Here is a 26,106-nt window from a genome sequence, read left to right as displayed (position 1 = left end):
CAATTGATAAATATCTTAACACTTTTTTGATAAAAGACAATATAGAGGGTCGTATTGGAGCTAAAGGTTAGAATTTTAAGTATTTTGAAAGTAGGAACTTAATCTTAAAGAGGTACTTTAATAGTTCCTTTTAAGTACTAATCCGGAGGTTCGATAGGTTGTTGTTTAAAAGATTGGCAGATATTTTTATTAGTATCGAAAATTACATAATGTATATTATGGAAAATATAAGAAAAACAAGCTTTCAGCAAGAGAAAATGCAATTTTTGCTCTTCTCAAACAGCATAAAAAAGTGCCTGTTGAACCTCCAGATTAATGCTCAAAAATGTTCAATTGATACTTTAAAAGTATTACTTTTAAAATACCTAAAGTATCACTTCAAAAGCACTTAAAAATTTTATCTTTTAGCTCCAATACGACCCTCTATATTGTCTTTTATCAAAAAAGTGTTAAGATATTTATCAATTGAGTAAGTTTTTCTGTAAATATTTCAATCTAATCATACTCTTTTCATACTCTTTTTGATGTCTTTTTTGATCTTTTTCAAATTTATCCACAGTTTTTTTGTTCTCAATTATATATATATTAGTATTTGGAGATCATATTTATTATAGATCTCCAAAGTACTCAGAAATGTAAAATTATATACTCTACTAGGTTATCAACTTAGTTATTAACAATTCTGTGAATAACTTAAACAAGAAAAAGGGGCTTTTACCCGAATAGATATTTTATAACGTCTTAATGCTAACTCCACCGACATATAAATTTGCGTGGCTTTTTCCAGTATCAAGCAATGCAAGTCCAATATTGTCGACACTAGAGCGTAGTTCTCCTACTTCTTCATTATGTTCACTGATTACTTTAGTGCCAATATTTGGAAGTACATTTTTTCCCTCAACAAGGTAAAGTTTCCTTCTGAATCTTTCTTGTCTGCTCATTCGATTTACAACTTCCTGACCTATATAGCACCCTTTATTAAAGCTTATACCATTTATCTTATCGATTACATATTGCAGAGGAAATGATGAATTTTGCACCATATCTTTTGCTCCATCTGGGACAAGGTTTTTAATTCTAACTTTTTCATACTGAATAAAATCTCCAACCGGTTCTTTTATTTCATCTTTATGTATGATCCTCATTCCTAGCAGCTTGTGCCTTGGATCTTGAAAAATAACTTGTGACTTACTACTACACTTTGCCAACTTAGCATCAAACAAAACTCCAACCTTATATAGTGAACTAATGTCTTTAATCCTCACTCTAAGGTAAGTTTTGAGCAAGTCTAATTTTTCAATTATTTGCTGTAGATGGGCATTTTCACACTCCAAATAAATATATTTATCATGCTCAATGAGGAAAAAATCGTACAGATATTTTCCCTGAGGGTTGAGTAATAAAGAGTAAATTGCCTGCTGGCTACTTAGTTTATTAATATCATTTGTTATAACACCCTGAAGAAAATCTCTCGTATCTGGTCCGTATAAAGATATTAGACTACGGTTTGCTAGCGGTATGTAACCCATAAAACTTCTGTTCAAACCTTAATTATACACTTTTACTAACTCCAACCCTTGAAATGTAACCCTTAGATGACTACATAGAATTGTAGGTTAATCTATTAATGAGGAAACATAAATGTCAAGTGTAAATTTGAATGTATTAGATGATAACGTGCTAATAAAGCCTATTACTGAAGAAAAACAAGGTGGAATTGTACTACCATCAAGTGCTGAAAAGAAGCCTACTAAAGGTGAAGTTATAGCAATTGGTAGTGGTTCACGCAACTCAAGCGGAGAGCGTATAGCTTTAACTGTAAAAACTGGTGATAAGGTTTTCTACAGGCAGTGGGCTGGGACAGAAGTAGAGCATGATAATGAAAAGTATGTCGTGATGAAGGAGTCAGACCTACTTGCTGTTATCAAGTAGGTATTCCTATTTTACTAAACTAATGCGCTATATAGTGCATTATGTATTTTAATATTCTAAATTTTTTATTAATTTAAGGAGTGATAAAAATGGCTAACATAGTAGTATCAGGCGAACAGTTGCAAGAAGCCTTTCGTGAAGTTGCAGCAATGGTTGACTCAACGGTGGGAGCAACTGCAGGGCCTAGGGGAAATACAGTAGGAATTAGCAAGCCATATGGTGGACCAGAGGTCACAAAGGATGGCTATAAGGTAATGAAAGGTATAAAGCCTGAAAAACCATTACACTCTGCGATAGTAAGCACCATTGCTCAAAGTGCTTCTCAGTGTAATGACAAAGTTGGTGATGGTACCACAACATGCTCAATACTGACTAGCAATATGATAATGGAAGCTTCAAAGTCAATTGCAGCTGGAAATGATCGTATTTGTATCAAAAATGGAATACAGAAGGCAAAAGATGTGATATTAAAGGAGATTACATCAATGTCTCGCACAATTTCTTTAGAGAAAATGGATGAAGTTGCACAAGTTGCAATAATTTCTGCAAATGGTGATAAAGATATTGGTAATAGCATTGCTGATGCTGTTAAAAAGGTTGGAAAAGAAGGCGTCATCACTGTTGAAGAGAGTAAGGGTTCAAAAGAATTAGAAGTTGAACTTACAACTGGTATGCAGTTTGACCGTGGTTATCTCTCTCCATACTTTGTTACAAATAATGAAAAGATGAGCGTGGAGCTTGATGATCCATATTTGCTGATTACAGAAAAAAAACTTAATATTATTCAACCTTTACTTCCTATTCTTGAGGCTATTTTTAAGTCTGGTAAACCTTTGTTTATCATTGCAGAAGATGTTGAAGGTGAAGCATTAAGCACTTTAGTGATCAACAAATTACGTGGTCTAAAAGTTGCTGCAGTAAAAGCTCCAGGTTTTGGTGATAGGAGAAAGGAGATGCTCGAAGACATAGCAGCTTTAACAGGTGCTAAGTATGTAATAAAAGATGAGCTTGGAATCAAGATGGAAGATTTGACTCTTGAAGATCTTGGTACTGCCAAAAATGTTAAAATCACTAAAGACAATACTACAATTGTTAGTGAAGACAGCGACTCTGATAAAAAAAACAGAGTAGATGCTAGAGTTAACCAGATTAAATCTCAGATTGAAACTTCAACCTCTGATTATGATAAAGAAAAGCTGAGAGAGCGTTTAGCGAAATTATCAGGCGGCGTTGCTGTGCTCAAAGTTGGTGGAGCAACTGAAGTGGAAGTTAAAGAGCGTAGAGATAGAGTCGAAGATGCTCTGCATGCAACAAGAGCTGCAATTGAAGAAGGGATAGTTCCAGGTGGAGGAGTTGCGCTTCTTTATGCTGCATCTTCTCTTGATAAGCTAAAAGCTTCAAGCGATGAAGAGCAAATAGGTATCAACATTGTCAAAAAAGTTCTCAGTGCTCCAATCAAAAGATTGGTTAAAAATGCTGGTCTTGAATCTGCTGTTATAATTGACTATTTGATTAAGCAGAATGATAAAGAGCTTATATACAACGTTGAGGCTATGAACTACGCTAATGCATCAACAGCTGGTGTAATTGATCCGGCAAAAGTAGTTCGTATTGCTTTTGAAACGGCAGTGTCTGTAGCAAGCGCACTTATTACTACTGAATCTATGATAGTTGATCTACCAAACAAAGAAGAAAATGCTTCATCACCTATGGGTGCAGGAGCAATGGGCGGAATGGGTGGATTCTAAGTAAACAAGAGCCTTGGAGCAACTTGCTCCAAGGTATCTTTCTAGTTCTAAAAAGTCTTACATTTATAAAGGAAATAAATTTGTGATTTTCTATGCAAAGCCACTACTATTTATATTTGTTACGTCCCTTTAATATTATAACTGCTTAAAAATAAAAAAATAATATATGAAAGTTATAATTGCTACTATATTTGTATTAGCATAATATTATATTAACAAATGATTTATATAATATTTTTATTATAATAGATAGAACTTAAATTATTTTCTTCATAAATAGAGTATTTATGAAAATACGTATATACTCAATCCTACTTTTACTTTTTTTCTTGCACTCAATTGTGCGCTGAAGAAGAAGTTGCAAAATTTGATCTGCTCATTGGTAAGGTAAATAAAGCAAACCTTACCATTGAAGGCGCAATAAAGGTTACAATAAAACCAGGTTGGCATATATATTACAAAGACCCTGGAGATTTCGGCCTTCCTACTTCCTTTGACTGTCAGGGTAACATATCAAATATAGATATTCATTGTCCTACTCCCAAGGAACATGAAGATAAAGTTGGGGAAGTTACATTTGTTAGTAACATATATGAAGATATGGTGTTATTTCCCTTTAAAAACAATATCATTCCAAATCAGGAATACGCTGATATTAACTTTCATATAAAGTACGCAATATGTAAAGATAGGTGTATCCATAAAAATGCCGAGATAAAAACCAGTCAACCACTAAAGGATTTTATAGATTCTGATATCAATAAACTCATAAATGAGTGGTATGAAAAATAGAGCTCCCAGCGAGCAAGTGATAGTTATACGATAGCTTAAAAATGTTATTCCTGTCCCTGAATTTTCCAATAAAGATCTTTCCAAAAATTTCGATCATGAAGCCTTTTGGTCCCCAAAAGGCTTCATTTCAATCAACAACGAAAATTATAACTTTGAAAGAGCTGCTTGCTTATTAACTCCTGTAGTAATTTGTATGCTTTCCACACTTGTTGAAGGATAAAATCCTTTTATTACTTCAGAGCCTTCTCGCTTTAAATATGACAATGCTTCATATAAAGGCTTCGCTTCATATTGTCTTCCTACTTTTACTTCTTTATATGTGCAGCTAATTGATCCCAAGTAACACCATTGCTTTCAATAAACTCTACAGAACCATTATCGCTAATGCTAATTTTCATTTTACACTCTTTCCCCTCAAAATACCAATTTAAATTCATATAATATGAGCCATTAGCTACTTCATAAATTCTTACTCCATTCTCATCAACTCTGCAGCGTATTCCCCTTGTTTCACACTTGCTTTTACTAGGCAGTAATAATGTAATTCCATCTACACCATATTTTCTGCATAGATCACTATTTAAAACATCAACCACATTTATTGATTTTGTAGAATCGCCAAGCATAATTCTGAGTGCAGGCTTAATCTTACCTTTCTTTCTACTTTCTTTAATTCCTATATATTCTAAAGTATTGTCTTTTATACTTTCCTTTACATCTTGTGCAATGTTGTTAGCAATTTTGCCTACAATATTTTTGCTATCGTACTTATTAGCATATTTGTATTCATATCTGCCATTAACTTCATATCTATACTTTTCCTGTCCTTCTTCACTAGGAACCACAGTAGAAAAGTGTTTAAACCACACTTCATCATAATCAATACTAACTTCTTCGTTCTTATCTTCAGAATCTATAGATATTTTGCTACCTGGGCTTACATTTTTAAAGAACTTATCCTTTGCACGTAAATAAAAATTTTCATTTGTATTTTGATTCAGGTCAGTTTTAATTAGACCTTTAGGATTATCTAACATATAGCTGCACACATTAAATTATATAGAGGTATATTAGTGTTGACCTTCTAAGTCAACACTAAACAATAACAAAAACTATAGTTTTGTTTCTTTTCACCTGCTAAAGATTGTGCTTGTGCTCCATCTACACTTGTTGAAGGTTGCTTCAATATGTGATTTAGATATTCTCTGTACTTCATCAGTGTATTTAATGCTCTTGTAGCTTAAACTTCTTATCAACACCTTACCTAAATGAAAAATATTTCCTCTTTCTTGGAGAAATTTGTTATATTCATTGCATTTACTGACTTTCATTTGCTGTGGCATATTTTTTCTTCAATGGTTAAATGGCTATTCTATAATGAATTTTGTCAGTAACTGCCAGTTCTTTTCTCTTGAGTGTGCAACAAAGCCATCCCAGTGTCAAGCACTGGAATGACACCCATTTCTTTCTAGTGTCCCCGTTCTTGTCATTCAAGTATCCTTTTCTTATCATCCGAGTAGCTAAAACTAGGATCCATTGTTCATTTTCTGGATTCCAGTCTGGAATGACATTGTTTTAACATTGTACCATATTACAATGTTCATACAGTTGTGATTGGTATGACAAGATAAGAGGTGCTAGAATAATGGAACCGAAGTCATACATAGAAAATAGGTTAGGTATTTTTCAACTTTTGCTATATACTCAAGTAAAAATCTCTCTTTTACAGATGGATACAGTAAAGTTTGTTTTATTACTGCCAACAATACTACTCATACTAGTTGCTGCTGTTTACCTATCGGTTAAACTAAAATGGTTGCAGATATTTAGACTACCGTATGCCCTTTCATTTATTGGAGCTAAAAGAGGAGAAAATAAATTTTCTTCTATAGCTGCTCTGTTTACAATCTTAGGGGGAAATTTAGGAGTAGGAAATATTTCAGGAACTGCTGTTGCTCTAAAAACCGGAGGACCGGGATCCATTTTATGGATGGCAATAATTATTGTTGTTACTTCTGTGATAAAATATGTTACTTGTTACCTAAGTATAAAAACCAGAAAAGAAAGAAATGGACGTTTTATAGGTGGACCTGTAGCCTACATGGCTGATGCATTTAACTCTAGAAAAGCTACAGTTGTGTTTCTAGTTATTATGATGATGGTTTCAATAACAGTTGGTAACCTTGTTCAGGTAAATTCTCTATCAATACCACTAAGCATGGTAGATATACCTGTAGTCATTGGCGGCATTGTAATGGCCATAATATTTTTTGTTGTTGCAGCTCTCAGCTTAAAAAAAATTAAAATTTTTATATCGGCTATGATACCGATAATGACGGTAAGTTACCTCACACTTTGCGGTATCATATTATTTAAGTTTAGTGAAAATATTCTTCCTTCTCTAAAACTAATAACAAGCAATTTTTTTATAACTAGTAGCTTTAACTCTGGCTTATCTTTAGGTTTAATTTTAGAAATATTGACTATTATTCAAGTAGGAACTCTGCGAGGTATTTTTGCAACAGATATAGGACTTGGCCTCGAAGGAATTGTACACTCCTCGATTACTCCTAAAAAAAATAACAATAAATTTATCATTGAACAGAGTCTAATCACAATAATATCTCCTTTTATAGTTGCACTCATAGTATTCATTACAACAATGGTACTGCTTGTCACAGATTCTTGGATTACTGATTTGGAGAGCACTAACATGTGCATATTTGCTTTTAGAAAAGCTATGAATTGGCCCTATACTGACTATTTAATTATGGCTATAATGTTTTGTTTTGCCTTTACTACTATCTTTACTTGGTTTTTTTGTTCAAAACAAACAATACGCTATGTATCTATGGATAATAAATACACCAAAATCTGGACTGTAGTTTTTACCTTAATCATTCCATTTGGTGCAATTGGTGGAGTTAAGTTACTCTGGGATATAGCTGATATCTCGATTGCTGCTTTGCTTTTTATTAACATACTTGCTATACTCAAGCTCACTTCTCAAGATCCAGAAGTATTTACTATGAGTAGCAAATACTTGAAGTTGCAAAAACAGAGCTAAAGCAATATTTTAAGTTGTCATCCCAGTCTGGAATCCAGCCTTTCATGAACTTCATCAAAAATGTTATGTTTTAACATAATAATTGTATGCTCACTAACTGAGTTGCGACTGGATCCCAGTGTCAGATACTAGAATGACATACTTTTTGGTGAAAATTACTCTTATATTATAACGTTTGTAGTTATGAATTTGACTATAGGATCAAGTCTAGAAAAATCTATATTCCAGACTGGAATGACAACTTAAATTGCTTGATGTGAACATAAAATAGCTCATGTCATCACGTTAGCAATACAACTTCTTTAATAAAAACTAAATCAATTCCCGTAATAATTGTACTAGATAAGGCTAAAAGGCAGAGGGTTATTAGTGAGGAAAAATATGAATACTAAAAGCACACAACAATATCATGAATTCATTCGAGGATTTTTTACTTTATTCGATGAAATAAAAAAGGAAGACGACCCAATTTATAATTCCAGAGTTGGTTTTAATGCAGTAAAGTTTCTAATAAAGCACCCCATCTGGAATTTGGAGACAGATGAAGACAAAAATAAAGCTTATGAAGTTATTCTTCCAGAGCAGAACAAGATAAAGAAAGCCGAACAAAAGCTTGAAAGTGAAGTTAAAGCAAGGTTAAAAGAGTATGTTGATGATATCGCAGGAGTTTCAATATATGGCGATCACGCAAGTATTACACTGGTAGATGACAAAAAAGAGTTTAAAATCAGCGAGTTTTTAAATAGTGACTTTTGTCAGAAGAAAGGAATTTTGGGATTTTCAACGCTGCATAGTGATGGAAAGAGCGGAATGCACGGTTTTGTTGCCGAAGAAGGAAAGAAAAGAATAAGGCATTATGTTGTAACCGATGGTTCATATGAAATGACTTTGAATTGGCATGACAAAAATGGAAAAAAATGTACTATCAAAATCAAGATTGATAAAGATGGTGTAGATCTCACTGAACGTAATGGTGTTACTGAGGAACAATTAAAAGCAAACACAGATGTAAAAATAGGTGGCTTATTCCTATATCAAATACAATTCAAGGAGAAAGGACAAGAACAAGAGAAACAACAATCATCTGAAACTTTCATAGAAAGTGATATTAGTAAAGGTATTGGCGTTCAAGCTACTCAAGATCAAGAAGTTGAGTTTAAGCATGTAACGACTAGCACTACAAATTCTAATAACGCATCTGCTAAAAAGATTCCACCGTCACTGCCACCTAGAGCTAGTTCATTACCTAATAATCAGAAAAAAGATGAGTATCAGCCAATACGGATTAATAGTAGAAATAACTACAATTCTCCATATTCTGATGCTTCTTCAAGCAGTACTATTTTCACCAAGTCTGTAATCTACAATCAAGATAATACACAAGAGGATGAACGGTATGACAATCCTACATTTGCTACATTTGGACATGCTGTACCTGTAAGCCAAAAATCAGATGAAAGTGAGCAAATATCTAATAATCGGCAAAAAGGTGCAATTTTTGATCCTACAGCTACTGAAAGCGCTGCACCAGCACAAGACGTTGCATTCAAAAAAGTTAAAGAATCACGCAATACTGGAAATAAGCAACCACTAAATGATGTAGCTTCTATTCTTGCATGGAAAGCAAAAAATGAGTTATTACGTAGTGAAAGTGAGTATGATGAAGAATTTTCTGACTTCGAAGATGGTTGGAGCGATAACGAAGATGAGTATATAACGCTTTCAAATCCTCAGTCAGATTATAAACAAGAAAAAGATTATCTTAGCACTAAGGAAAACGAAGAAAGAGGAAACGATAAACAAAAAGAAACCGAAGATAAATTACAAGAAAGTGAATCTCTAGAATACAGCTCAACAGACATAAAAACAAACGATTCGGGCTATTCATCTACAACTCACTCTAATCATGAAAAATCTCGAGTAAATTCTGGACAGTTAAAAGCGAGCCTAATGAATGTTGAACAAAGAGATGATACCCTACTTACGGAATTTACCAGTAAGTTGGATAAAGAAACTCAGAAGTTCCCACTAAAACCGGTGGATCAGAAAGAAATGAGCGAACAAATCAAAGAACATTTATTAGCAGCTGGATTGCTAAAAGAAAATGCAGCAGAAACAAAAACAAACGACTCAGGTTACTCATCTCCAACTTACACTAGTAACTATAATTTTCAGGTCAATTCTGAGCAATTAGAGAAGAAATTAGAAACCATTGAACCAAAAGATACATTGGAAAAATTGAATAAAGGATTGAGAGACCAGGCTACTAAAGATTTATTCTCAGAAAGTATGTTGAAAGAAATAAAAGAAGGTAAAAAATATGACCCTGTACGTAAGTTATTAGAAAGAAAAGTGGCAGAACAAGAAAATGATAATACTAATCTGACTATAGACAAAAATAGCGAACTATATAAATTGCTAGAAAAAGATGCAGCACAACTGAAATCTGGAATAGTAGAAGAGGAAAGAAAAGATACTTTAACAGAACGCAATGATAGTCCTGATCGCAATAGAATTGCATTGGCAAATAGAAATAGAATCTGGGCTAAACTTATTGCTGAAGAAAAACAAAAAAAGGACAGTGGTATTAGTATAGGTTAAAGTAATTACTTAGCAAGCAATGGGTTTCATGTAATGGTAACCCTATTACAGAAGAGTATGAGCCACGTAAAAATAATACAAACATTCCTGCAAGACCTTGTATGTTGCAACCCCCTGCCCTGTTTTTCCACTCTTCTGATGCTAAATAATATTTAATTTCTTGTTCGCTGAGACGCTTAAATTTCACTATTGTAACTACAGTCGTAATATGCTGTTTAGATTGATCAGGAGTTAATAAACACACACTGGTGTATACTCTATGCCTTCTTCCTGATAACAAGCGAACGCATTTTTCTGCTTGCTCAACGTTTTCAGCTTTGAGCAGTATCCTTCTACCACAAGCAACAACTGTATCAACACCAAGCACAAAGTAATCTGGATTTGAACTTTGTGTTTTCTCAGCTTTACTTTTTGCCATACGGATTGAGTAATCTCTTGGAAGTTCCTTTTTTAAAGGAACTTCATCTATGTCTGCTGGCACAATTAAACCTGGCTCAATATTTATTTGTTTTAGTAAAGCTATACGCCTTTTCGATGATGAAGCAAGAATAAGATTATTTAGAGATCGTTCTGTCACTTGTACCTTTAAGCCTTCTAATTATCCTACCCTTTTTTGCATTCCTATCATAAACACTCATCTCAACCAACACCCTATCGCCTATAATTATGCGTATTTTACTTCTTCTCACTTTCCCTGATACATGACAGATAATCTCATGTTCATTGTCCAGCTTCACTCTAAATTCTGCTGCAGGTAGTAAAGCAGTTACTGCCCCTTCCACTTCACAAATTGTTTTTGATTTGTCTTCTTTTATCATTGTCGTATTATAATTTAATAATCTTTTTCAGTCTACTATAGATTTTAAATTATTATCAATACAGGAGATTTTTATACTCTACTTGAGTATTGCTCTTGCAACTTAACTCCAATCATCTCCTTAACAATGCAAGAGGAAAGCGAGCTACCTACGCTTCTACTCTCTACTACCTTCTCAATAGAAGTTATGTTAGAAGATAAATCATTATCACAATTTTCCTCATCGCTATCAACTCCACTATCAAAACTTGAAGATCTGGATAACTCTGTCTTCTTTTGTGAGGCACTATCAGGCTCACTAAAAACGTTTCCTGCTAGAGTATAAAATTGATGATTGAAGCTTCTTTGTTCAATAGAACTCATGTTAGAAGATAAACCATTATCACTACCATACCCGCCATCAGAGCTTGAAGATCTGAGTAACGTCATCTTTTCTTGCAGTGGAACACAAGACTCATTATTAGTCTCATTAAAAATATTTCTTGTTGGAGTATAAAATTGATTATTGAGGCTTCTTTGTTCATCAGCATGAATTTTTTCTCCCAGTCGATCAGCTATTTCTACAACTTTATCATCCCATTCATTCTCACACTCTAGCTTGCTTCTTAACTCTTCAACTTCCCATGCTAGTTTGCATATCCCTTGTTCATAAGATTCCAGTTGTGCTTTATGCTCATGTTTCAACTCTTGCACTTGAAGTTTTAAATTGCTTATATACTTCTCCTTTTCCTTCATTATGTGTGCTGCTTCTTTTAATTTGTCTTCTAACTCCTTCTTCTCTGTATTAACACCTTTTAGCTTACCCTCTAGCTTTCCTTTTGCTTCACATACATTTTTAAGTTCTTGTGCTTTCTCTTGTAACTCTGCTAACACACTTGCTAACTTTTCATCTTTTTGTGCCAGTTCAGTTTGCAATTCCGTGTTTTTTCCCTCTTCTTTTCCAAAACTGTTTTGTAAATCAGTTATTTGTTGTGAAGCAATTTCTGGTTGAGTTTCAGTGTGCAGTAAATTGTCTTCCAATGCATTGCTATTAATAGAAGGAGAAGAAGGAAGGCTATTATCAGCATCAACTTTATGATCTAACTTCCCCTCTGGTTCCTTACCTTGATAAGCCACCATAGATTCATTGTAAAGATTAATAGGAGTAGCCCTATTCTCTTCTAGTGATTCCATTACAGCATCATATAAGGAGAGACCTTGAATATATGATTCATCGTTTTGCTTTATTAATTCTAGAATCTCCTTCGATGAAACAAAATCTTCACCATTAAATTTTAGTATTTCAGTTATGCCATCGCTACTCACATTCATAATCATGGTACACATTCCTGATCCATCTTTTGCAGCCCAAGTGATTGTCATTTCATAATATGCACCTTCTTTAAATTCATAATATCTTTTCTTATCTTTTTTATGAGCGTGTATTTCATGTTTTTTATTGCAATAGATATTCAGTTCTTTAATATCTTTCTCTTGCTGTAAAACGTCACTAATCTTTGTTGGCTCACTATTGTCGTAATGAGTAAGGTTAATATTCAAAACTTTATTATTATTGTCAATTTCTTCACAGTAAACTTGAAAGTCCTCTTTCCATTTTCCAAAATACCTACTTGCAACTTCTTTTCCTTCCTTTACTAACTCTATGTATTTACCTATATTTTTCTCAAAGTCCTCATTAACAGGCTTTTCTCTTTCTTTTACTGCTTCATCCACATACATTCGCTTAAAATCATTATCACCTATTAGATTACTAAAACGCCAATTACCATAAGCTTTTTGTATATCAGTAAAGTCCATCTTTTCTCTCAAAAGCGCTAATAAGCTTATCTTATCTCTCAAATTTTCTAACTCACAATCGAGAAAATCATCGAAACTGCATAACTTTTTATACAGTTCCCTATCTTCTATAATTGAGCGAAGAAATTTCATTATAGTAAGGTTCTTAATGGAAGGATCATTTTTTTCTGCATCATTAATATAGCTTTTGAGAAATTGAAATATACCAAGCCCATCACTACCTTGGACAAACTTCTCTCTATCATTAACACAATTGTTGCCCTGTGATGAACATAATCTATTATGCAATTTTTGCAAGTCATGTATTGACTTAACTACATATTCTGCAACTGACAATTCTCTCAGCTGATCACTTGTTTTTTCCGCTTTTACTGCTTTGTCTCCCTTAGTCAAACCTGCAATCATAATACGCCTCCTTTAACTATGTTTATATTATAACAATCAACATGTATTTAAGAAAAACACACTGGTCACTGTACGTTTACGCTGCTACCTTGCATAATTGACCTTACCCAGAAAAAGTAGACAGGTAGTTAAGACGTTTTTTTCATGAAAATGATGAATCAAATTTTTCAGGAATGCAATAGTTAATAGTAGAATGTCTACGTTGTTTGTTATAAAAAATTTCTATGTATTCAAATATTGCGGTTCTAGCTTCTTGTGCGGAGTGTTGTGAGGTATCAATGAGTAATTCCCTCTTTAGTGAACTAAAAAAGCTCTCCGAAACAGCATTATCGTAACAACAACCTTTGTGACTCATGCTAGAAATAATACTTTTTGTATTCAGTAAAAATTGATAATTTTTAGAGGTGTACTGTGATCCTTGATCGCTATGAAATAGTAGATTTTTAACGGGTTTGCGCCTATCAACAGCCATCAATAAAGCATCTATAACTAATTGCTTATTTATTGAATTACTCATTGACCAACCAACTACCATGCGTGAATATAAATCTATTATTGCTGCCAAATATAGCCATCCTTCGTTGGTGTTTATGTATGTAATCCCATATCTTGTTTGGCTGATCAGTGGTGAAATTCTGATCCAATATGTTAGGAGTTATAACTCTATTGTCTGTTTGAAGTTTCTTAGTCTTAAACCTTCGTCTAAGTTGGGCTTGAATGCCATTTTCCTGCATAACATTTTGCACTGTTTTGATGTTATAATTTTTACCTAAAACCTTTAATTCAGCGTGGAGCTCCGTATCTGCATTGTGACGCTTGATATATCTTTTGAATATCTTTTATGAGCTCTTCTCTTGTTGATTTTTTATTACTTTTTTCCTTAGAAATCCATTTATAATAACCACAAGCAGATACGTTCAAAAACCTGCATAGCTCTCTTATTTTACAGCAGTTTTCATGCTCTTTTATAAAAGAATATTTCACTCTTTTTGGTTTTCAAAATATCCCAGGGCTTTTTTTAAAATATCTCTTTCTCTAGTTACTCTTGCCAGTTCTTTCTTTAAATCAAACCGTTCTTTGTCATAAGGATCCAACTTTCCTTTTCCTGGAAACGCGTCTGTCCCAGACATTTTATCATTGTATTTTTTTACCCACCTGCTTAATGAATCGCCGTTAATACCCAGATCTCTTGCTATTTTTGCTGATGATTGACCTGTTTCTTTTACTAATTTTATTGCTTCCAATTTAAACTCTGTTGTATATTCCCTTCTACTTGCCATGTTAAACCTCTTTGAAATAACCTTTTATTTTACCTCAAAACGTCTTAACTACCTGTCTACTTTTTCTGGGTAAGGTCAAATAGATTGCTTGAAGTCACACAAGTATCGTTTTTTATTAGATAAAAGTTAACAAGACGTTTTCATAGATTTTTAAGCTTAATAACATCCTCTCTATTGGGACTAGTTGAAATTAGATGAATTGGTACACCTATTAATTCTTCTATTTTTCTCACATATTTCATCAAATTTGCAGGTAATTCCTTAACTGACCTTTTGCCTTGAGTTTTGTCTTTCCAACCAGGAAATTCTTCATATATTGGCTCTAATTCTTTTTGTATTGAATGTGATGCGGGTAAATAATCATACATTTTTCCGCCATACTTATAACCAGTGCCTATTTTAATAGTATCAAAAGAATCAAGAATATCTAATTTGGTTAATACAATGCTTGAAACTCCAGAGAGTTGTACGGCCTGGCGCACTAAAACTGCGTCAAACCATCCGCAGCGCCTTCTTCTATTGCTTACTGTTCCAAGTTCCTTACCTATAGAAAATAAGCTGTCTCCAATCTCGTTATTTTGTTCAGTAGGAAATGGACCATTACCCACTCTTGTTGTATACGCTTTTGCTACACCAATAATGTGAGCATTGTAGGATAATCCTGATCCTGTTATCGCTTGCGATGCTACGGTATTACTTGAAGTAACAAAAGGGTAAGTTCCGTGGTCGATATCTAAAAATGCGCCTTGAGCGCCTTCAAATATTATTTTCTTACCTTCTTTCATAAAATCATTTAGTATCTTCCACACAGGTTTTTTATATAAAAGAATTTTTTCTGAAATCTCTTGAATTTCCTTTAATATTTCTTCTTTTTTAACTACCTGGTAGTTAAGTCCTTTTCTGATAGCATTATGGTAACTCAGGAGAGCATCCACTCTTTGATTGAGCTCATCTGTGTTTTCTAAGTCACAAAGGCGTATAGCTCTCCTGCCAACTTTATCTTCATAACATGGCCCTATCCCTTTGTTTGTTGTACCAATTTTGTGATTTCCGTTTAAATCTTCAAATAGCTTTTCCTTGTCCTTATGTACGCTAAGTATTAATGGACAGCTCTCGGATACCATCAAGTTGTTATAGTTTACGTCCACTCCTTTAACTTTCAATGACTCTATTTCTGAGACTAGAGCATGTGAATCAAGAGCAACACCGTTTCCTATAATAGATATTTTGTCCGCTCTCAAAACAGCAGAGGGCAGTAAATTTAATTTATAAACCTCATCATCTATTACTATAGTGTGCCCTGCATTATTTCCTCCCTGAAATCTCACAACTACATCTGCATTCTCAGAAAGATAATCTACTATTTTACCCTTGCCTTCGTCACCCCATTGCAGACCAACAATTACAATATTATTCATCACTATTTTCTAGATTAATACGTAAATATTAATGCAGCATGCTACAAATGAAAAGAGAAATCTACGCCTTTCCTATATCCCTAAAATAAAGAAATAGACTATCGACTTTTTTATATATTATAAAATTATTCATCATTATATGGTACAACTTACAGCATATTTATAGTAAGGTGTTAATCATGAAAGAGGCAAAGAAGAATCCAGTAGTTAGATTAAAGGCTACAGCTAAAGAATTTAATTTTCTTAAATTAAGAACAGATCAAGATAATAAATTAGCGAATTCCGGTGAAACAATGTTCTTAGATTTTCAAAGGATGAATTTTATTATTAACGGAAAAGAGATAGATAAAAATCTTATTATTGCATTTAAGGAAGGAGCTAAAGATTATAGAAATGAGATTTTTAACCGTGATAATTTTGATAATCTGTCCGAAGAAGGTAAAGCTTTTATGGAACCAGTACTTAAGGAGCTTGATCAAGATAGACTATCTGAAGTTTGGGAAAATCATTGTAATAGCCCTACAGTTGCTGATGAGAAAAAAACTGATGAATATAGAAAGGAATTTGAGAGATTTTATAACACAGGGAGAAGCTCTTATCATCTATTCTCCAAAAAAGATTACCGTGCATTAGCAAAGGAAACTTTCAAGGAAATGTTTAGATACGCTGAAGCAGAAATACCAAGTGATGCTATTTTAGAAGAGTTAGTCACCAATTGTAATCAAGCAGGGTATGGGGCTGGTATATTTAATGAATCTCATGCCGCACTCAGTAGTTGTAATTTAACTCCACACAGTCCTAAAAAAGCGCTAAACATTTACTGCACCGACCACAACTGCATAAAAGTGACGTCTGATATGGCAATGCCTATAACCACGATTGACAATCCGGAAGAGAAAATATGTGACCTATCCAGCTCATTAGAATTCATACTCGAATCTCAAAATGACAAAGATGATATAATATATAAAGAAGGTAAATTATCACTCACTATTCCTGAAGAGTTAAAAAATTATAAAGATAATGGCAAGACCTTGTTTGACATTATTAAAGAATATTTTCAGAAATTCTGTGCAGAACTAGGATTTAAATATGAGACAAAAATACAAATAGAGCATGACTTAGGTACTCAAATCAAAGTAAATAACTATTTAGATGGTACGATATCAACCATAGGATCAGATGCAAATGAAGAATTTATTAATCTTTTAAGCAAAAACCTCAGAGAGAAGTTATTGGAATCAGGAGTTGCTCTAGTAGGTGAAGATGTTGATGATATTATTGAAGTCAGAGTATCTGCAGTTATGGATCTACTGCGTGATTATACTAAATTGGAAGATAATAAAGAAAACAGAGAGTTATTAATAAGTGAAGTAGCAGATAATTTAGGGCTTTCCACTCAAGATAAAACAGCATCAGAAGTATTGATGGAATTAAACTCTTTACCTTCTTCGATAAAAGGTCAGGTTAATCATAATCAAGTGCAGTTTGTTGTAAATATTTTTACCAATTTAATTGTTGAAGGAAAAAGCGAAGTATACAAAGAAAAAAATGCAATTAATGCAATTGATGCAATTCATCAGAAGATAGATAAGGCAATTGTTGAGCAAGAAAAAAGAGCAACCAACAAACAAGATATAGAGAATGATAAATGGACAGATAAAATAAAAAAACAGAGATTATCTATGGAATCACATGGGCATTTGCATTAAAGATACTGTGTAAAGAGGCGTAGTATGCTCAATTTTCGCCTTTCATTTAAAGCACTCAAATTGATAAAACACACTCAATCAAAAGCGTTTGTAGATTCGATATCTTGAGTAACTTGACGCAGAGAGAATTGTATACCTTAGTCAACTTTTCTAGCGGTATCCATAAGGTAAATCATTATTTGAGTGTTACACCCAAGCCCTCTTTATTTTCCTCTGTTATCAAGCTAAAAATACCATTTGCTTTCATTATGTATACGAAACTATTATGCTTGCAAGAAAAAAAACCTAAAAAACTGGAAAAGAGAATAGGAATTTGACATAAGCTATTCCCAAATTTTCAATGTTCATATGGTTATAAGCAGTACAGCTATTAATCATCCATTATTGATATACCTGAATTATTCTCAGTAAATAAATCAAGTATAATGTTAGGTACTCTACCATCAACCATGTGAACAACCCCTGCACATTCTTCTACCATTTTAGTATATGACATAATCCTTTCAACAAATTTTTCTCCTTTAATTTTTCCACAATCAATCGATTCTTTTAAATTTTTAATCAAGACTCTTCCATTGCCAACTTTGTTTATTTCTTCATCTGTATCACTCAAGATTATCATTTTAGATGCGTAAACTGAAAGTGCAATTGCACTTGCAGTGCTATCAGTATCAATATGATATGTTTCTCCATTTTTTCCATAACCGATAGGTGCAATAACTGGTATAGAATCTGATTCTTCAATAAAGAATAATATATCAGGATTGATTTCAGTTGGTCTACCGATAAATCCCATGTCTAGTATTTTTTCAATATTATTTAATCTATTTTCCCTAAGAGTAGTGCTTATCTTTTCAGCTTTTATGAGGTTGCCGTCTTTTCCACATAGTCCAATGGCTGAACCACCAGCAGAATTTATATGCTGAACAATTTTTTTATTAATTGAACCACACAGTGCCATTTCAATGATTTTCATAGTGCTTTTGTCTGTAAGTCTGACACCATTTATAAACTTATCATTCATACCTAGCATTTTTAACACTAAGTTAATTTCATATTCTCCGTCATGAACTACCACCGTATTTATACCAAGCTGTTTCAACAGAACAACATTATGCGCAAAAGCACTAAGCAGCGTTTCATCTGAGATTATTACACTGCTGCATTTGATGATAAAAGTTTCGCCTACAAATTTAGGTATGTTAGACAGAACTTCAAATAATATTTCTGTTTTTTCCTTCAATGGCATCTTACCATTTAAAGATTCATCACTTTTCATTTTTTTATCTTGTAAATTTGAAAAACTCATCTCTTACCTTGGTGATTTTATGCTTAACACGAATGCTTATTTGATGAATTGATACATGTTCATTATTAACCCACTTTTGAGTATTTTCTAGAATAGCATCTAGACTTTCCTGATTCGCTTTATCTATTTTTGTTAGCACAATATTAAAGTTAATATTATTACATATTAACCAATAAACAAAGTCTTTGTCTATTTCTTTTAATCCTACCTTGCTATCTATAAGCACAAACACTCTTTTTAGATTTCTCCTGTGAATTAGATAGTACTCAATTAGGTTTAAGTATTGTACTGCTTCTTCCTTGCTTGCACAAGAATAGCCATAACCCGGTAGGTCGACAATCCTAAACTTATCATTGTACATAGAGTAAAAATTTATTTGTCTAGTGCATCCAGGTTTAGAAGAAACTCTTGCAGCTTTTTTGCTGTTTATCAGCAAGTTGATTAAACTTGATTTTCCTACGTTTGATCTACCAGCAAATGCAATCTCTGGAGCCGACTCATCTGGTAATGATTTTTTGTCTGAAGCTCCAAATATGAAGCTGCAGATTGATGTTATCTGTTTTGCCATTATACTTAGGTAGAAATATTCGAGACAATTATAGTGTTATTGCTTGATATAAGAAATTTTTTATTTCAGTATATATTACTTACTTAAACAGCTGAAAACTAGACCTGTACTATATGGATATAGAGAATAATTTACAAGACTTAAAAAAAAAGTTTTCTGATGTAGAGAGAAATCTGGAAAACCCTACCAATTTGAGTCAAAAAGAATTCGTTAGTTTTTCAAAGGAATACTCTGAACTCAGACCAATTATCGAGATAATCGATGAATATAATATATTAAAAGAGGAAATTTCAGATTTAGAAGAAATCATGAAAGATGAGAACAGCGATGGTGATATAAAAGAGTTAGCAAAAGAAGAACTTCTTGAGAAGCAAAAGATACTATTACCGAAAGTAAAAGCAAAACTAAAGTTGGCATTATTACCCAAAGATGAAGATGACTCAAGAAATGCAATATTAGAAATTAGAGCAGGCACAGGAGGAGAAGAAGCAGCATTATTTGCAGCGATGTTATTTCGTATGTATCAAAAATATGCAGAAAGAAGAAATTGGAAGTTTGAGCCAATAAGTATTTCCAATACAGGTATAGGTGGCTATAAGGAAGCTTCTGCACTCATTAATGGAACAGAAGTTTTTGCAAGACTGAAATTTGAGTCAGGGGTGCACAGAGTACAAAGAGTGCCAGAAACTGAATCCTCAGGAAGATTGCACACTTCCGCAGCTACTGTTGCAATATTACCTGAAGTAGAAGAGGTTGACTTTGAAATAGAAGAAAAAGATTTACGCATAGATGTTTATAGATCCAGTGGTCCTGGAGGGCAATCAGTGAATACAACTGACAGCGCAGTAAGGGTCACCCACTTGCCAACAGGGATAGTTGTAATACAGCAAGATGAAAAATCGCAGCACAAAAATAAGGCTAAAGCGCTCAAAGTTTTGAGAGCAAGGCTATACGAAATTGAAAGACAAAAAAAAGAAATGGAAAGGTCAACAATGAGGAAAAGCCAAATTGGTTCTGGAGATCGCTCTGAACGTATAAGAACTTATAACTTTCCACAATCAAGAATAACAGATCATAGAATTAATCTCACTTCACATCGACTAGAACAGATTATAAAAGAAGGTGAACTAGATGAATTTATTGAGGCATTGACTTCACGAAATGAAGCAGAAAGGTTGACTGGAGGGGGTAATGTTACTTTTTGATGGAAATTTGAAACAAAGCATAGGTATCAGGTTAAAAAGAAGTAAAGTTAGTTGTTCATAAGGTTGACAATTATTTAAATTTATGCTGTAATTAGCAGCTCTATAACTTACGGAAACTATGGAAGTTGACTTTAATCAATATGTTAATAGTAACACCTTAGAGTTAAATAATCTATATGTATATATGGAGAAGCTAGTAAACTTTTTACAGAAAAAGCAAAATATTTAGCTCTTTACCAAAGCAGCTTATGGTTATTTAAAGCCTGCTCTTGCAAACCGACTTTGAGGGACCTACCCTCATCTATTGCGTAGCTTAAACACTCAGTTTGCTCATTTATGACCATTCTTTGTGTCTCTACGGAACACTACGTCCACACACACTTAAAGTATTTATCCACAGTTACACTAATTTATAGAAAATGCAGATAAATTTTTTGTTGTTTTATAGCTAAATAACTTGTTGACAATAAAGACAGTATCAATAGAAATTCCTCCTTTCACTAAATCCTTTGCAATTTTCATCTTTTCTGCTCTTTTCACTTTCTCTTCGCAAATTTGCATGCTTTCAAACAGAGACTCTCTTAATGCATTACTTGGCTCTCAATTTCTTTGTATTCTTTTATCAAATCCTGTAGCTCATTTTCTACTTTACTACCTTCATCTATTAGTAGATCTGTAATATTAATCGATAACGTTTCTGCCATTTCATATAATTTATCAAGTGGAACAGCAGTCCTTCCTTGCTCATAGTTATACCAAAATCCATTACTGACGGAACAAATAAGAAACATTACAAACTCGTTTAATAGTAGTACTGGAAATATTGACAATAAAATTACACAAAACATCTTCAAGTAAACCTATGGTATCGTAGATACTATTGCGTAAAGTATTGTATTTGATATATTGCCACAACCTTTCAACAGGATTCAGTTCCGGTGAATAAGGAGGCAAGTATATGATGGTAATGTTTTCCTGAATTTTCAAACTTTTTGATCTATGCCAACTTGCACAATCCATTACAAGAAAGGCTTCTTTCGTGCCTAAATCTTTCGACATCTGCTCCAGAAATATATTCATACAATCAGTGTTTACATATGGAGCAAGTAGGCTAATTTTCTTACCACTTCTTGGATTTACCGCACTTTAGATATAGAAATTTTGTCTACCAATTTTCATTTTAACCTGCGTTCTGACCCCTTTTTTAAACCATCCGTGTCCGATTTTTGAATGAGTCCCAAATCGTGATTCATCAAAAAAACACCTCCCTTTTAGGGTGGAAATTGACTATTTTATTGAAGTATCTTTTAAACTCTTCTTGCTTGTTTTTATCTTGTTTATGGTGCATTGGCCTCGGTGTTATGTAAGAAAATTTCATCCTTTGTATCTCACGGTGCACTGTTGATTTGCTGATGTTTAGGGCAAATTCCTCTGAGATTTTTATTTGTACTTCCTTAATAGTAATATTTGGATTTCTTTCTACCCATATTTCAATTTGCTCACGTTGATTTTTGTTTAATTTGCTTTTTCTTCTCCGCTGAAACGGGGCAAATAATTTTTCTACTCTACCAAATTTTAGATGCTTTATCCATTCAGTCAAAGCAGTCCTTGAAATTTTACATATTCTTGCCACAGCGCTTATACTACTTTCTTTTCCTGCTATCACCGCTTGTAACTTTTTTGAAACATATGCGTTATTTCTTACCTTTTTTAACATTTCTTTCGCTAAATTTACAACTCTTTCGTCTAATAGTTTTGACCTTAATGCCATTTATACCTCGCTATTTCACTTACTCTAGTATGACTTTTTCCCCATTATTCTCTATCTGTTCTTTCTATAGCGGGAATTGGTATAAGCTCCTATTTCATTGATGTGTTTAAAAGAACTTGGCACAAAATAACCCAAATCAGATATTAGTAAATCGTTGTTCGATATATTGCTTAAATGGCTTCTATAACCCTGATCTGACCTTATTCCTTCAGTTATATTAAGCTGGTCTAATGTCTGGTTTAGGTAGTCAAAAACTAATTGTAACTTTATTCCAGACTTAGTATTGCTTTCATAACCACTGTAGCTGGTACCATAACCTTTATACATGTCTTCCATACTGTTAGGTAAGCTAATGTAGCTGCTGTCTAATAATTTAACACCTCCAAAGTGCTTCAAGATTCTGCAATCAACTTGTAAGGTATTTTTAAGTAACGTTAAAGATTCATTATACATTCTTTTCATAAATTCCACTGCTTCCTTGGTAAATCTAAAGTCCAGACCTTGTTTTGTTATATTTATCGAGTCTTCATTCAATAATTGACACACTGTCTCTATACTACAATTATCAACCCCTATATTACCCAAAACGATGGCTTTTATGAACTACGAGCCTTTTAGCTTCCTCTTTCTTTTTATGAACCCTGTTGTAGCTGAGATTTTATCTGCTTTTTCATTAAAAAATTCTTTGAGCTTTTTTGAGATGCAAACTATTCTTTTCATTGTATAAGTTCTCCGTTTTCTTTGTTAGATTTAAGAGAACTTATATCTTTTCTTTCTCTTCCTTACACTAAGTTTATTACCACAGTTCCTTAACTTGACGCGTATGGTTTATTTAACACTCCCCAGAAACATTTAGTCTTATATAAAATTAGTATCATCAGAAACATGATTATCTTCATAGTAAGGACTCGCTCTTTGCATATCATCAAAAACAGTTTTTAACAGTACTTCCTTATCAGTATCCCATGCAACTTTCTTCATGATTGGAATATAATCCTTACACTTTTGGTCATTTCCACAGTACTTGATTTTACCATTAGCCTTTAGATAAGGCTTTAATAAATTATAGTGTATTTGAGTGTTATTGCCCTCTTTATCTATCATTTGTCCTGAGTTATTAACAAGTATCAATTGTGCAACTTGTTTTGCTTTCATAACACTTATTTCACCGAACTCTTTAACGAGATCAGGACATGATTCTCTAGAAAAAAAATTCTTGTTGCATTCTTTAGTAGCATAGTAGTCGTTAGAGTAGAAGAAACTCTTAATCCCTTCTTCTTGACACGCTAACTCTTGTGGACTATTAATGCATTTATCACATTTTATATCACTAAAGTAGCTTATTGAACTAAGAGTATCAGTAAAGGCAAATTTAAAATTTACTGCACCATAACCACCCTCTGCTCCCTTTTCTATATATGGTGCAATGTTAGGATTACCGCACATCTCAGAATACAAATTCTTTAATAAATCAGATGTATTAAAACCTTGATAACCTATCTTTCCATTTTCTCCATAAAAACGAGCATAAGATCCACAAATTTCTTCCTTGCTACAATCTGGGGTTATTTTTTGAGACGTAATTTCTCTATTTTCATCCCTTCCTCCATTAGTAACAGGTTTGACTACATTAGTTCCACCTCCTCCATTGGGACAAGGTTTATCTGTACCACTTCCTTTCTCTTTTTTACATTCTTCAGCTGCTTTTTTATACCACTCAGTCTCTGCTTTTGCCGTGTCAATTTTACACTGTATAAGTTCTTCTTTATCACTTCCTTTCTCTTTTTTACATTCTTCAGCTGCTTTTTTATAACACTTATTCTCTGCTTTTGCCATGTCAATTTTATACTGCATAAGTTCTTCTTTTACCTTGTCAATTTTACACCGCATAACTTCTTCTCTCTCTTGTCCAATTTCGCACCTCATACCAATTCCCGCTATAGAAAGAACAGATAGAGAATAATGGGGAAAAAGTCATACTAGAGTAAGTGAAATAGCGAGGTATAAATGGCATTAAGGTCAAAACTATTAGACGAAAGAGTTGTAAATTTAGCGAAAGAAATGTTAAAAAAGGTAAGAAATAACGCATATGTTTCAAAAAAGTTACAAGCGGTGATAGCAGGAAAAGAAAGTAGTATAAGCGCTGTGGCAAGAATATGTAAAATTTCAAGGACTGCTTTGACTGAATGGATAAAGCATCTAAAATTTGGTAGAGTAGAAAAATTATTTGCCCTGTTTCAGCGGAGAAGAAAAAGCAAATTAAACAAAAATCAACGTGAGCAAATTGAAATATGGGTAGAAAGAAATCCAAATATTACTATTAAGGAAGTACAAATAAAAATCTCAGAGGAATTTGCCCTAAACATCAGCAAATCAACAGTGCACCGTGAGATACAAAGGATGAAATTTTCTTACATAACACCGAGGCCAATGCACCATAAACAAGATAAAAACAAGCAAGAAGAGTTTAAAAGATACTTCAATAAAATAGTCAATTTCCACCCTAAAAGGGAGGTGTTTTTTGATGAATCACGATTTGGGACTCATTCAAAAATCGGACACGGATGGTTTAAAAAAGGGGTCAGAGCGCAGGTTAAAATGAAAATTGGTAGACAAAATTTCTATATCTAAAGTGCGGTAAATCCAAGAAGTGGTAAGAAAATCAGCCTACTTGCTCCATATGTAAACACTGATTGTATGAATATATTTCTGGAGCAGATGTCGAAAGATTTAGGCACGAAAGAAGCCTTTCTTGTAATGGATTGTGCAAGTTGGCATAGATCAAAAAGTTTGAAAATTCAGGAAAACATTACCATCATATACTTGCCTCCTTATTCACCGGAACTGAATCCTGTTGAAAGGTTGTGGCAATATATCAAATACAATACTTTACGCAATAGTATCTACGATACCATAGGTTTACTTGAAGATGTTTTGTGTAATTTTATTGTCAATATTTCCAGTACTACTATTAAACGAGTTTATAATGTTTCTTATTTGTTCCGTCAGTAATGGATTTTGGTATCAATACACCTACGACAATGTTGCCAATAATTTAAAACTTGAAAAAAGTATTTCCAGAAAACTTTTATGTCCAAAAGTAAGAGCTCCATTTATTTATGACGCTAATGACGAACTAATTATCAGCTTTAATGTAGTGGATTAATAATGAGCATATTATTTAAATGGAATGTTATGAACAGTAAAGAAAGATTTGCCATACGAGTTAGTTATGAACCTGATAGGTTGGCAGAGGTATATTTATTATACGCCTACACAAAATTAATGCCAGTGCTAAAGTATTCAGTAAATGCAAATAAAAAAGAACTTCAAGGAGGATCAAATGTTAACAGTAAGCTTATATGCAAGAGTTTCTTCAGAAAAACAAGTACAAGAGAATACGATTGCAAGTCAACTTTCAGCTTTAGAAAATAAAATTAAAGCAGATGGGCATGAATTGCTAGATGAACATAAATTCGTTGATAATGGCTATAGTGGATCTAATTTAGTTCGTCCTGCCTTAGAAAAATTACGTAATAAAGTAGCAGAAGGTAAAATTGACATAATCTATATTCATTCTCCTGATCGTTTATCGCGTAAATATGCATATCAGATGGTTTTACTTGAAGAATTACAGAAAGCAAAAGTAGAAGTAATTTTTTTTAAATAATCAGATTAATGATA

The 26,106-nt window shown here is 33.2% G+C and carries 18 protein-coding genes and 5 pseudogenes; 9 read left to right on the top strand and 14 right to left on the bottom strand.

The window, feature by feature from the left end; genetic code table 11:
- Positions 1-731 precede the first annotated feature (731 nt).
- Positions 732-1,529 (bottom strand): CAF17-like 4Fe-4S cluster assembly/insertion protein YgfZ, encoded by a 798-nt coding sequence (gene ygfZ / locus M3L71_RS04760; RefSeq protein ID WP_280143242.1) that lies wholly within the window; start codon positions 1,527-1,529, stop codon positions 732-734.
- Between the two features lie 112 nt (positions 1,530-1,641).
- Between ygfZ and M3L71_RS04755 the strand changes: the two genes are divergently transcribed.
- The 3 genes from M3L71_RS04755 (at position 1,642) to M3L71_RS04745 (ending at position 4,472) form a co-directional block, all read left to right on the top strand.
- Positions 1,642-1,932, top strand: a complete 291-nt coding sequence (locus tag M3L71_RS04755) for a co-chaperone GroES (RefSeq protein ID WP_007302813.1) — start codon at positions 1,642-1,644, stop codon at positions 1,930-1,932.
- An 89-nt stretch (positions 1,933-2,021) separates the two neighbouring features.
- Positions 2,022-3,680, top strand: coding sequence for a chaperonin GroEL (gene groL, locus M3L71_RS04750; protein WP_280143241.1), 1,659 nt, complete (start codon positions 2,022-2,024; stop codon positions 3,678-3,680).
- Between the two features lie 339 nt (positions 3,681-4,019).
- Positions 4,020-4,472, top strand: coding sequence for a protein-disulfide reductase DsbD domain-containing protein (locus tag M3L71_RS04745; protein WP_280143240.1), 453 nt, complete (start codon positions 4,020-4,022; stop codon positions 4,470-4,472).
- A 305-nt stretch (positions 4,473-4,777) separates the two neighbouring features.
- Here M3L71_RS04745 and M3L71_RS04740 read toward each other — a convergent pair whose 3' ends face one another.
- Positions 4,778-5,509 (bottom strand): hypothetical protein, encoded by a 732-nt coding sequence (locus tag M3L71_RS04740; protein ID WP_280143239.1) that lies wholly within the window; start codon positions 5,507-5,509, stop codon positions 4,778-4,780.
- A 692-nt stretch (positions 5,510-6,201) separates the two neighbouring features.
- Here M3L71_RS04740 and M3L71_RS04735 point away from each other — a divergent pair.
- Together M3L71_RS04735 and M3L71_RS04730 are read left to right on the top strand one after the other, a co-directional pair.
- Positions 6,202-7,539 carry an alanine/glycine:cation symporter family protein gene (locus M3L71_RS04735; RefSeq protein ID WP_280144141.1) on the top strand — a complete coding sequence of 446 codons (1,338 nt, stop codon included), beginning with the start codon at positions 6,202-6,204 and terminating at the stop codon, positions 7,537-7,539.
- 381 nt (positions 7,540-7,920) lie between these two features.
- Positions 7,921-10,140, top strand: coding sequence for a hypothetical protein (locus M3L71_RS04730; RefSeq protein ID WP_280143238.1), 2,220 nt, complete (start codon positions 7,921-7,923; stop codon positions 10,138-10,140).
- On the opposite strand, the gene M3L71_RS04725 is transcribed toward M3L71_RS04730, so the two are convergent.
- The 5 genes and pseudogenes from M3L71_RS04725 to M3L71_RS04700 form a co-directional block, all read right to left on the bottom strand.
- Entirely contained in the window at positions 10,127-10,717 is a 591-nt protein-coding gene (locus M3L71_RS04725; RefSeq protein WP_280143237.1) for a Maf family nucleotide pyrophosphatase, read from the bottom strand. The genes M3L71_RS04730 and M3L71_RS04725 overlap by 14 nt on opposite strands.
- Entirely contained in the window at positions 10,695-10,958 is a 264-nt protein-coding gene (gene infA, locus M3L71_RS04720) for a translation initiation factor IF-1 (protein ID WP_280143236.1), read from the bottom strand. Before infA ends, M3L71_RS04725 begins: the two co-directional genes overlap by 23 nt.
- A gap of 71 nt (positions 10,959-11,029) precedes the next feature.
- Positions 11,030-13,159 (bottom strand): hypothetical protein, encoded by a 2,130-nt coding sequence (locus M3L71_RS04715; protein WP_280143235.1) that lies wholly within the window; start codon positions 13,157-13,159, stop codon positions 11,030-11,032.
- 142 nt (positions 13,160-13,301) lie between these two features.
- Positions 13,302-14,439, bottom strand: a pseudogene (locus tag M3L71_RS08585) (IS3 family transposase).
- 140 nt (positions 14,440-14,579) lie between these two features.
- Entirely contained in the window at positions 14,580-15,857 is a 1,278-nt protein-coding gene (locus M3L71_RS04700) for an adenylosuccinate synthase (RefSeq protein ID WP_280143233.1), read from the bottom strand.
- 179 nt (positions 15,858-16,036) lie between these two features.
- Here M3L71_RS04700 and M3L71_RS04695 point away from each other — a divergent pair, with 179 nt between their 5' ends.
- Positions 16,037-17,569, top strand: coding sequence for a hypothetical protein (locus M3L71_RS04695; RefSeq protein ID WP_280143232.1), 1,533 nt, complete (start codon positions 16,037-16,039; stop codon positions 17,567-17,569).
- Positions 17,570-17,939: 370 nt separating this feature from the next.
- Here the strand turns inward: M3L71_RS04695 and argB are convergent, their stop codons facing one another.
- Both argB and yihA read right to left on the bottom strand, forming a co-directional pair.
- On the bottom strand, positions 17,940-18,878 hold the full coding sequence (argB, locus tag M3L71_RS04690; RefSeq protein ID WP_280143231.1) for an acetylglutamate kinase: 939 nt from the start codon (positions 18,876-18,878) through the stop codon (positions 17,940-17,942).
- The gene (gene yihA, locus M3L71_RS04685; RefSeq protein ID WP_410543494.1) at positions 18,853-19,449 is read right to left on the bottom strand and encodes a ribosome biogenesis GTP-binding protein YihA/YsxC; all 597 of its coding nucleotides are present in this window, start codon (positions 19,447-19,449) and stop codon (positions 18,853-18,855) included. Before yihA ends, argB begins: the two co-directional genes overlap by 26 nt.
- 110 nt (positions 19,450-19,559) lie before the next feature.
- On the opposite strand from yihA, the gene prfA reads away from it, so the two are divergent.
- Positions 19,560-20,651 carry a peptide chain release factor 1 gene (gene prfA, locus M3L71_RS04680; RefSeq protein WP_265030360.1) on the top strand — a complete coding sequence of 364 codons (1,092 nt, stop codon included), beginning with the start codon at positions 19,560-19,562 and terminating at the stop codon, positions 20,649-20,651.
- 405 nt (positions 20,652-21,056) lie between these two features.
- Here the strand turns inward: prfA and M3L71_RS04675 are convergent.
- From M3L71_RS04675 to M3L71_RS04655, 5 genes and pseudogenes are all read right to left on the bottom strand, one after another.
- A pseudogene (locus M3L71_RS04675) lies at positions 21,057-21,403 on the bottom strand (hypothetical protein); the annotation flags it as partial.
- A 13-nt stretch (positions 21,404-21,416) separates the two neighbouring features.
- Positions 21,417-22,422 (bottom strand): annotated as a pseudogene (locus tag M3L71_RS04670) (IS630 family transposase).
- Positions 22,423-22,479: 57 nt separating this feature from the next.
- Positions 22,480-23,142 (bottom strand): annotated as a pseudogene (locus M3L71_RS04665) (IS4 family transposase); the annotation flags it as partial.
- A 138-nt stretch (positions 23,143-23,280) separates the two neighbouring features.
- The gene (locus tag M3L71_RS04660) at positions 23,281-24,348 is read right to left on the bottom strand and encodes a hypothetical protein (protein WP_280143229.1); all 1,068 of its coding nucleotides are present in this window, start codon (positions 24,346-24,348) and stop codon (positions 23,281-23,283) included.
- The gene (locus M3L71_RS04655; protein ID WP_280143228.1) at positions 24,302-24,436 is read right to left on the bottom strand and encodes a hypothetical protein; all 135 of its coding nucleotides are present in this window, start codon (positions 24,434-24,436) and stop codon (positions 24,302-24,304) included. Before M3L71_RS04655 ends, M3L71_RS04660 begins: the two co-directional genes overlap by 47 nt.
- Here M3L71_RS04655 and M3L71_RS04650 point away from each other — a divergent pair.
- Together M3L71_RS04650 and M3L71_RS04645 are read left to right on the top strand one after the other, a co-directional pair.
- A pseudogene (locus tag M3L71_RS04650) lies at positions 24,430-25,434 on the top strand (IS630 family transposase). The gene M3L71_RS04655 and the pseudogene M3L71_RS04650 overlap by 7 nt on opposite strands.
- A gap of 298 nt (positions 25,435-25,732) precedes the next feature.
- A complete protein-coding gene (locus M3L71_RS04645; protein ID WP_280143227.1) occupies positions 25,733-26,092 on the top strand; it encodes a recombinase family protein in 360 nt (119 codons plus the stop codon).
- Positions 26,093-26,106 lie beyond the last annotated feature (14 nt).

The sequence above is a fragment of the Wolbachia endosymbiont of Frankliniella intonsa genome, assembly GCF_029856955.1.
Lineage (GTDB): Bacteria > Pseudomonadota > Alphaproteobacteria > Rickettsiales > Anaplasmataceae > Wolbachia.
Note: the sequence above shows the minus strand (reverse complement) of the source record. Positions and strands in the feature narration are given on the sequence as shown.

What these genes read in the sequence shown, in the direction of transcription:
- M3L71_RS04700 (WP_280143233.1), bottom strand. Translation starts at nt 15,857, where the DNA reads ATGAATAATATTGTAATTGTTGGTCTGCAATGGGGTGACGAAGGCAAG.
- prfA (WP_265030360.1), top strand. Translation starts at nt 19,560, where the DNA reads ATGGATATAGAGAATAATTTACAAGACTTAAAAAAAAAGTTTTCTGAT.
- argB (WP_280143231.1), bottom strand. Translation starts at nt 18,878, where the DNA reads ATGAGTTTTTCAAATTTACAAGATAAAAAAATGAAAAGTGATGAATCT.
- groL (WP_280143241.1), top strand. Translation starts at nt 2,022, where the DNA reads ATGGCTAACATAGTAGTATCAGGCGAACAGTTGCAAGAAGCCTTTCGT.
- M3L71_RS04730 (WP_280143238.1), top strand. Translation starts at nt 7,921, where the DNA reads ATGAATACTAAAAGCACACAACAATATCATGAATTCATTCGAGGATTT.
- M3L71_RS04735 (WP_280144141.1), top strand. Translation starts at nt 6,202, where the DNA reads ATGGATACAGTAAAGTTTGTTTTATTACTGCCAACAATACTACTCATA.
- M3L71_RS04755 (WP_007302813.1), top strand. Translation starts at nt 1,642, where the DNA reads ATGTCAAGTGTAAATTTGAATGTATTAGATGATAACGTGCTAATAAAG.
- ygfZ (WP_280143242.1), bottom strand. Translation starts at nt 1,529, where the DNA reads ATGGGTTACATACCGCTAGCAAACCGTAGTCTAATATCTTTATACGGA.
- M3L71_RS04695 (WP_280143232.1), top strand. Translation starts at nt 16,037, where the DNA reads ATGAAAGAGGCAAAGAAGAATCCAGTAGTTAGATTAAAGGCTACAGCT.
- M3L71_RS04645 (WP_280143227.1), top strand. Translation starts at nt 25,733, where the DNA reads ATGCAAATAAAAAAGAACTTCAAGGAGGATCAAATGTTAACAGTAAGC.
- M3L71_RS04740 (WP_280143239.1), bottom strand. Translation starts at nt 5,509, where the DNA reads ATGTTAGATAATCCTAAAGGTCTAATTAAAACTGACCTGAATCAAAAT.
- M3L71_RS04655 (WP_280143228.1), bottom strand. Translation starts at nt 24,436, where the DNA reads ATGCCATTTATACCTCGCTATTTCACTTACTCTAGTATGACTTTTTCC.
- M3L71_RS04715 (WP_280143235.1), bottom strand. Translation starts at nt 13,159, where the DNA reads ATGATTGCAGGTTTGACTAAGGGAGACAAAGCAGTAAAAGCGGAAAAA.
- M3L71_RS04660 (WP_280143229.1), bottom strand. Translation starts at nt 24,348, where the DNA reads ATGAGGTGCGAAATTGGACAAGAGAGAGAAGAAGTTATGCGGTGTAAA.
- infA (WP_280143236.1), bottom strand. Translation starts at nt 10,958, where the DNA reads ATGATAAAAGAAGACAAATCAAAAACAATTTGTGAAGTGGAAGGGGCA.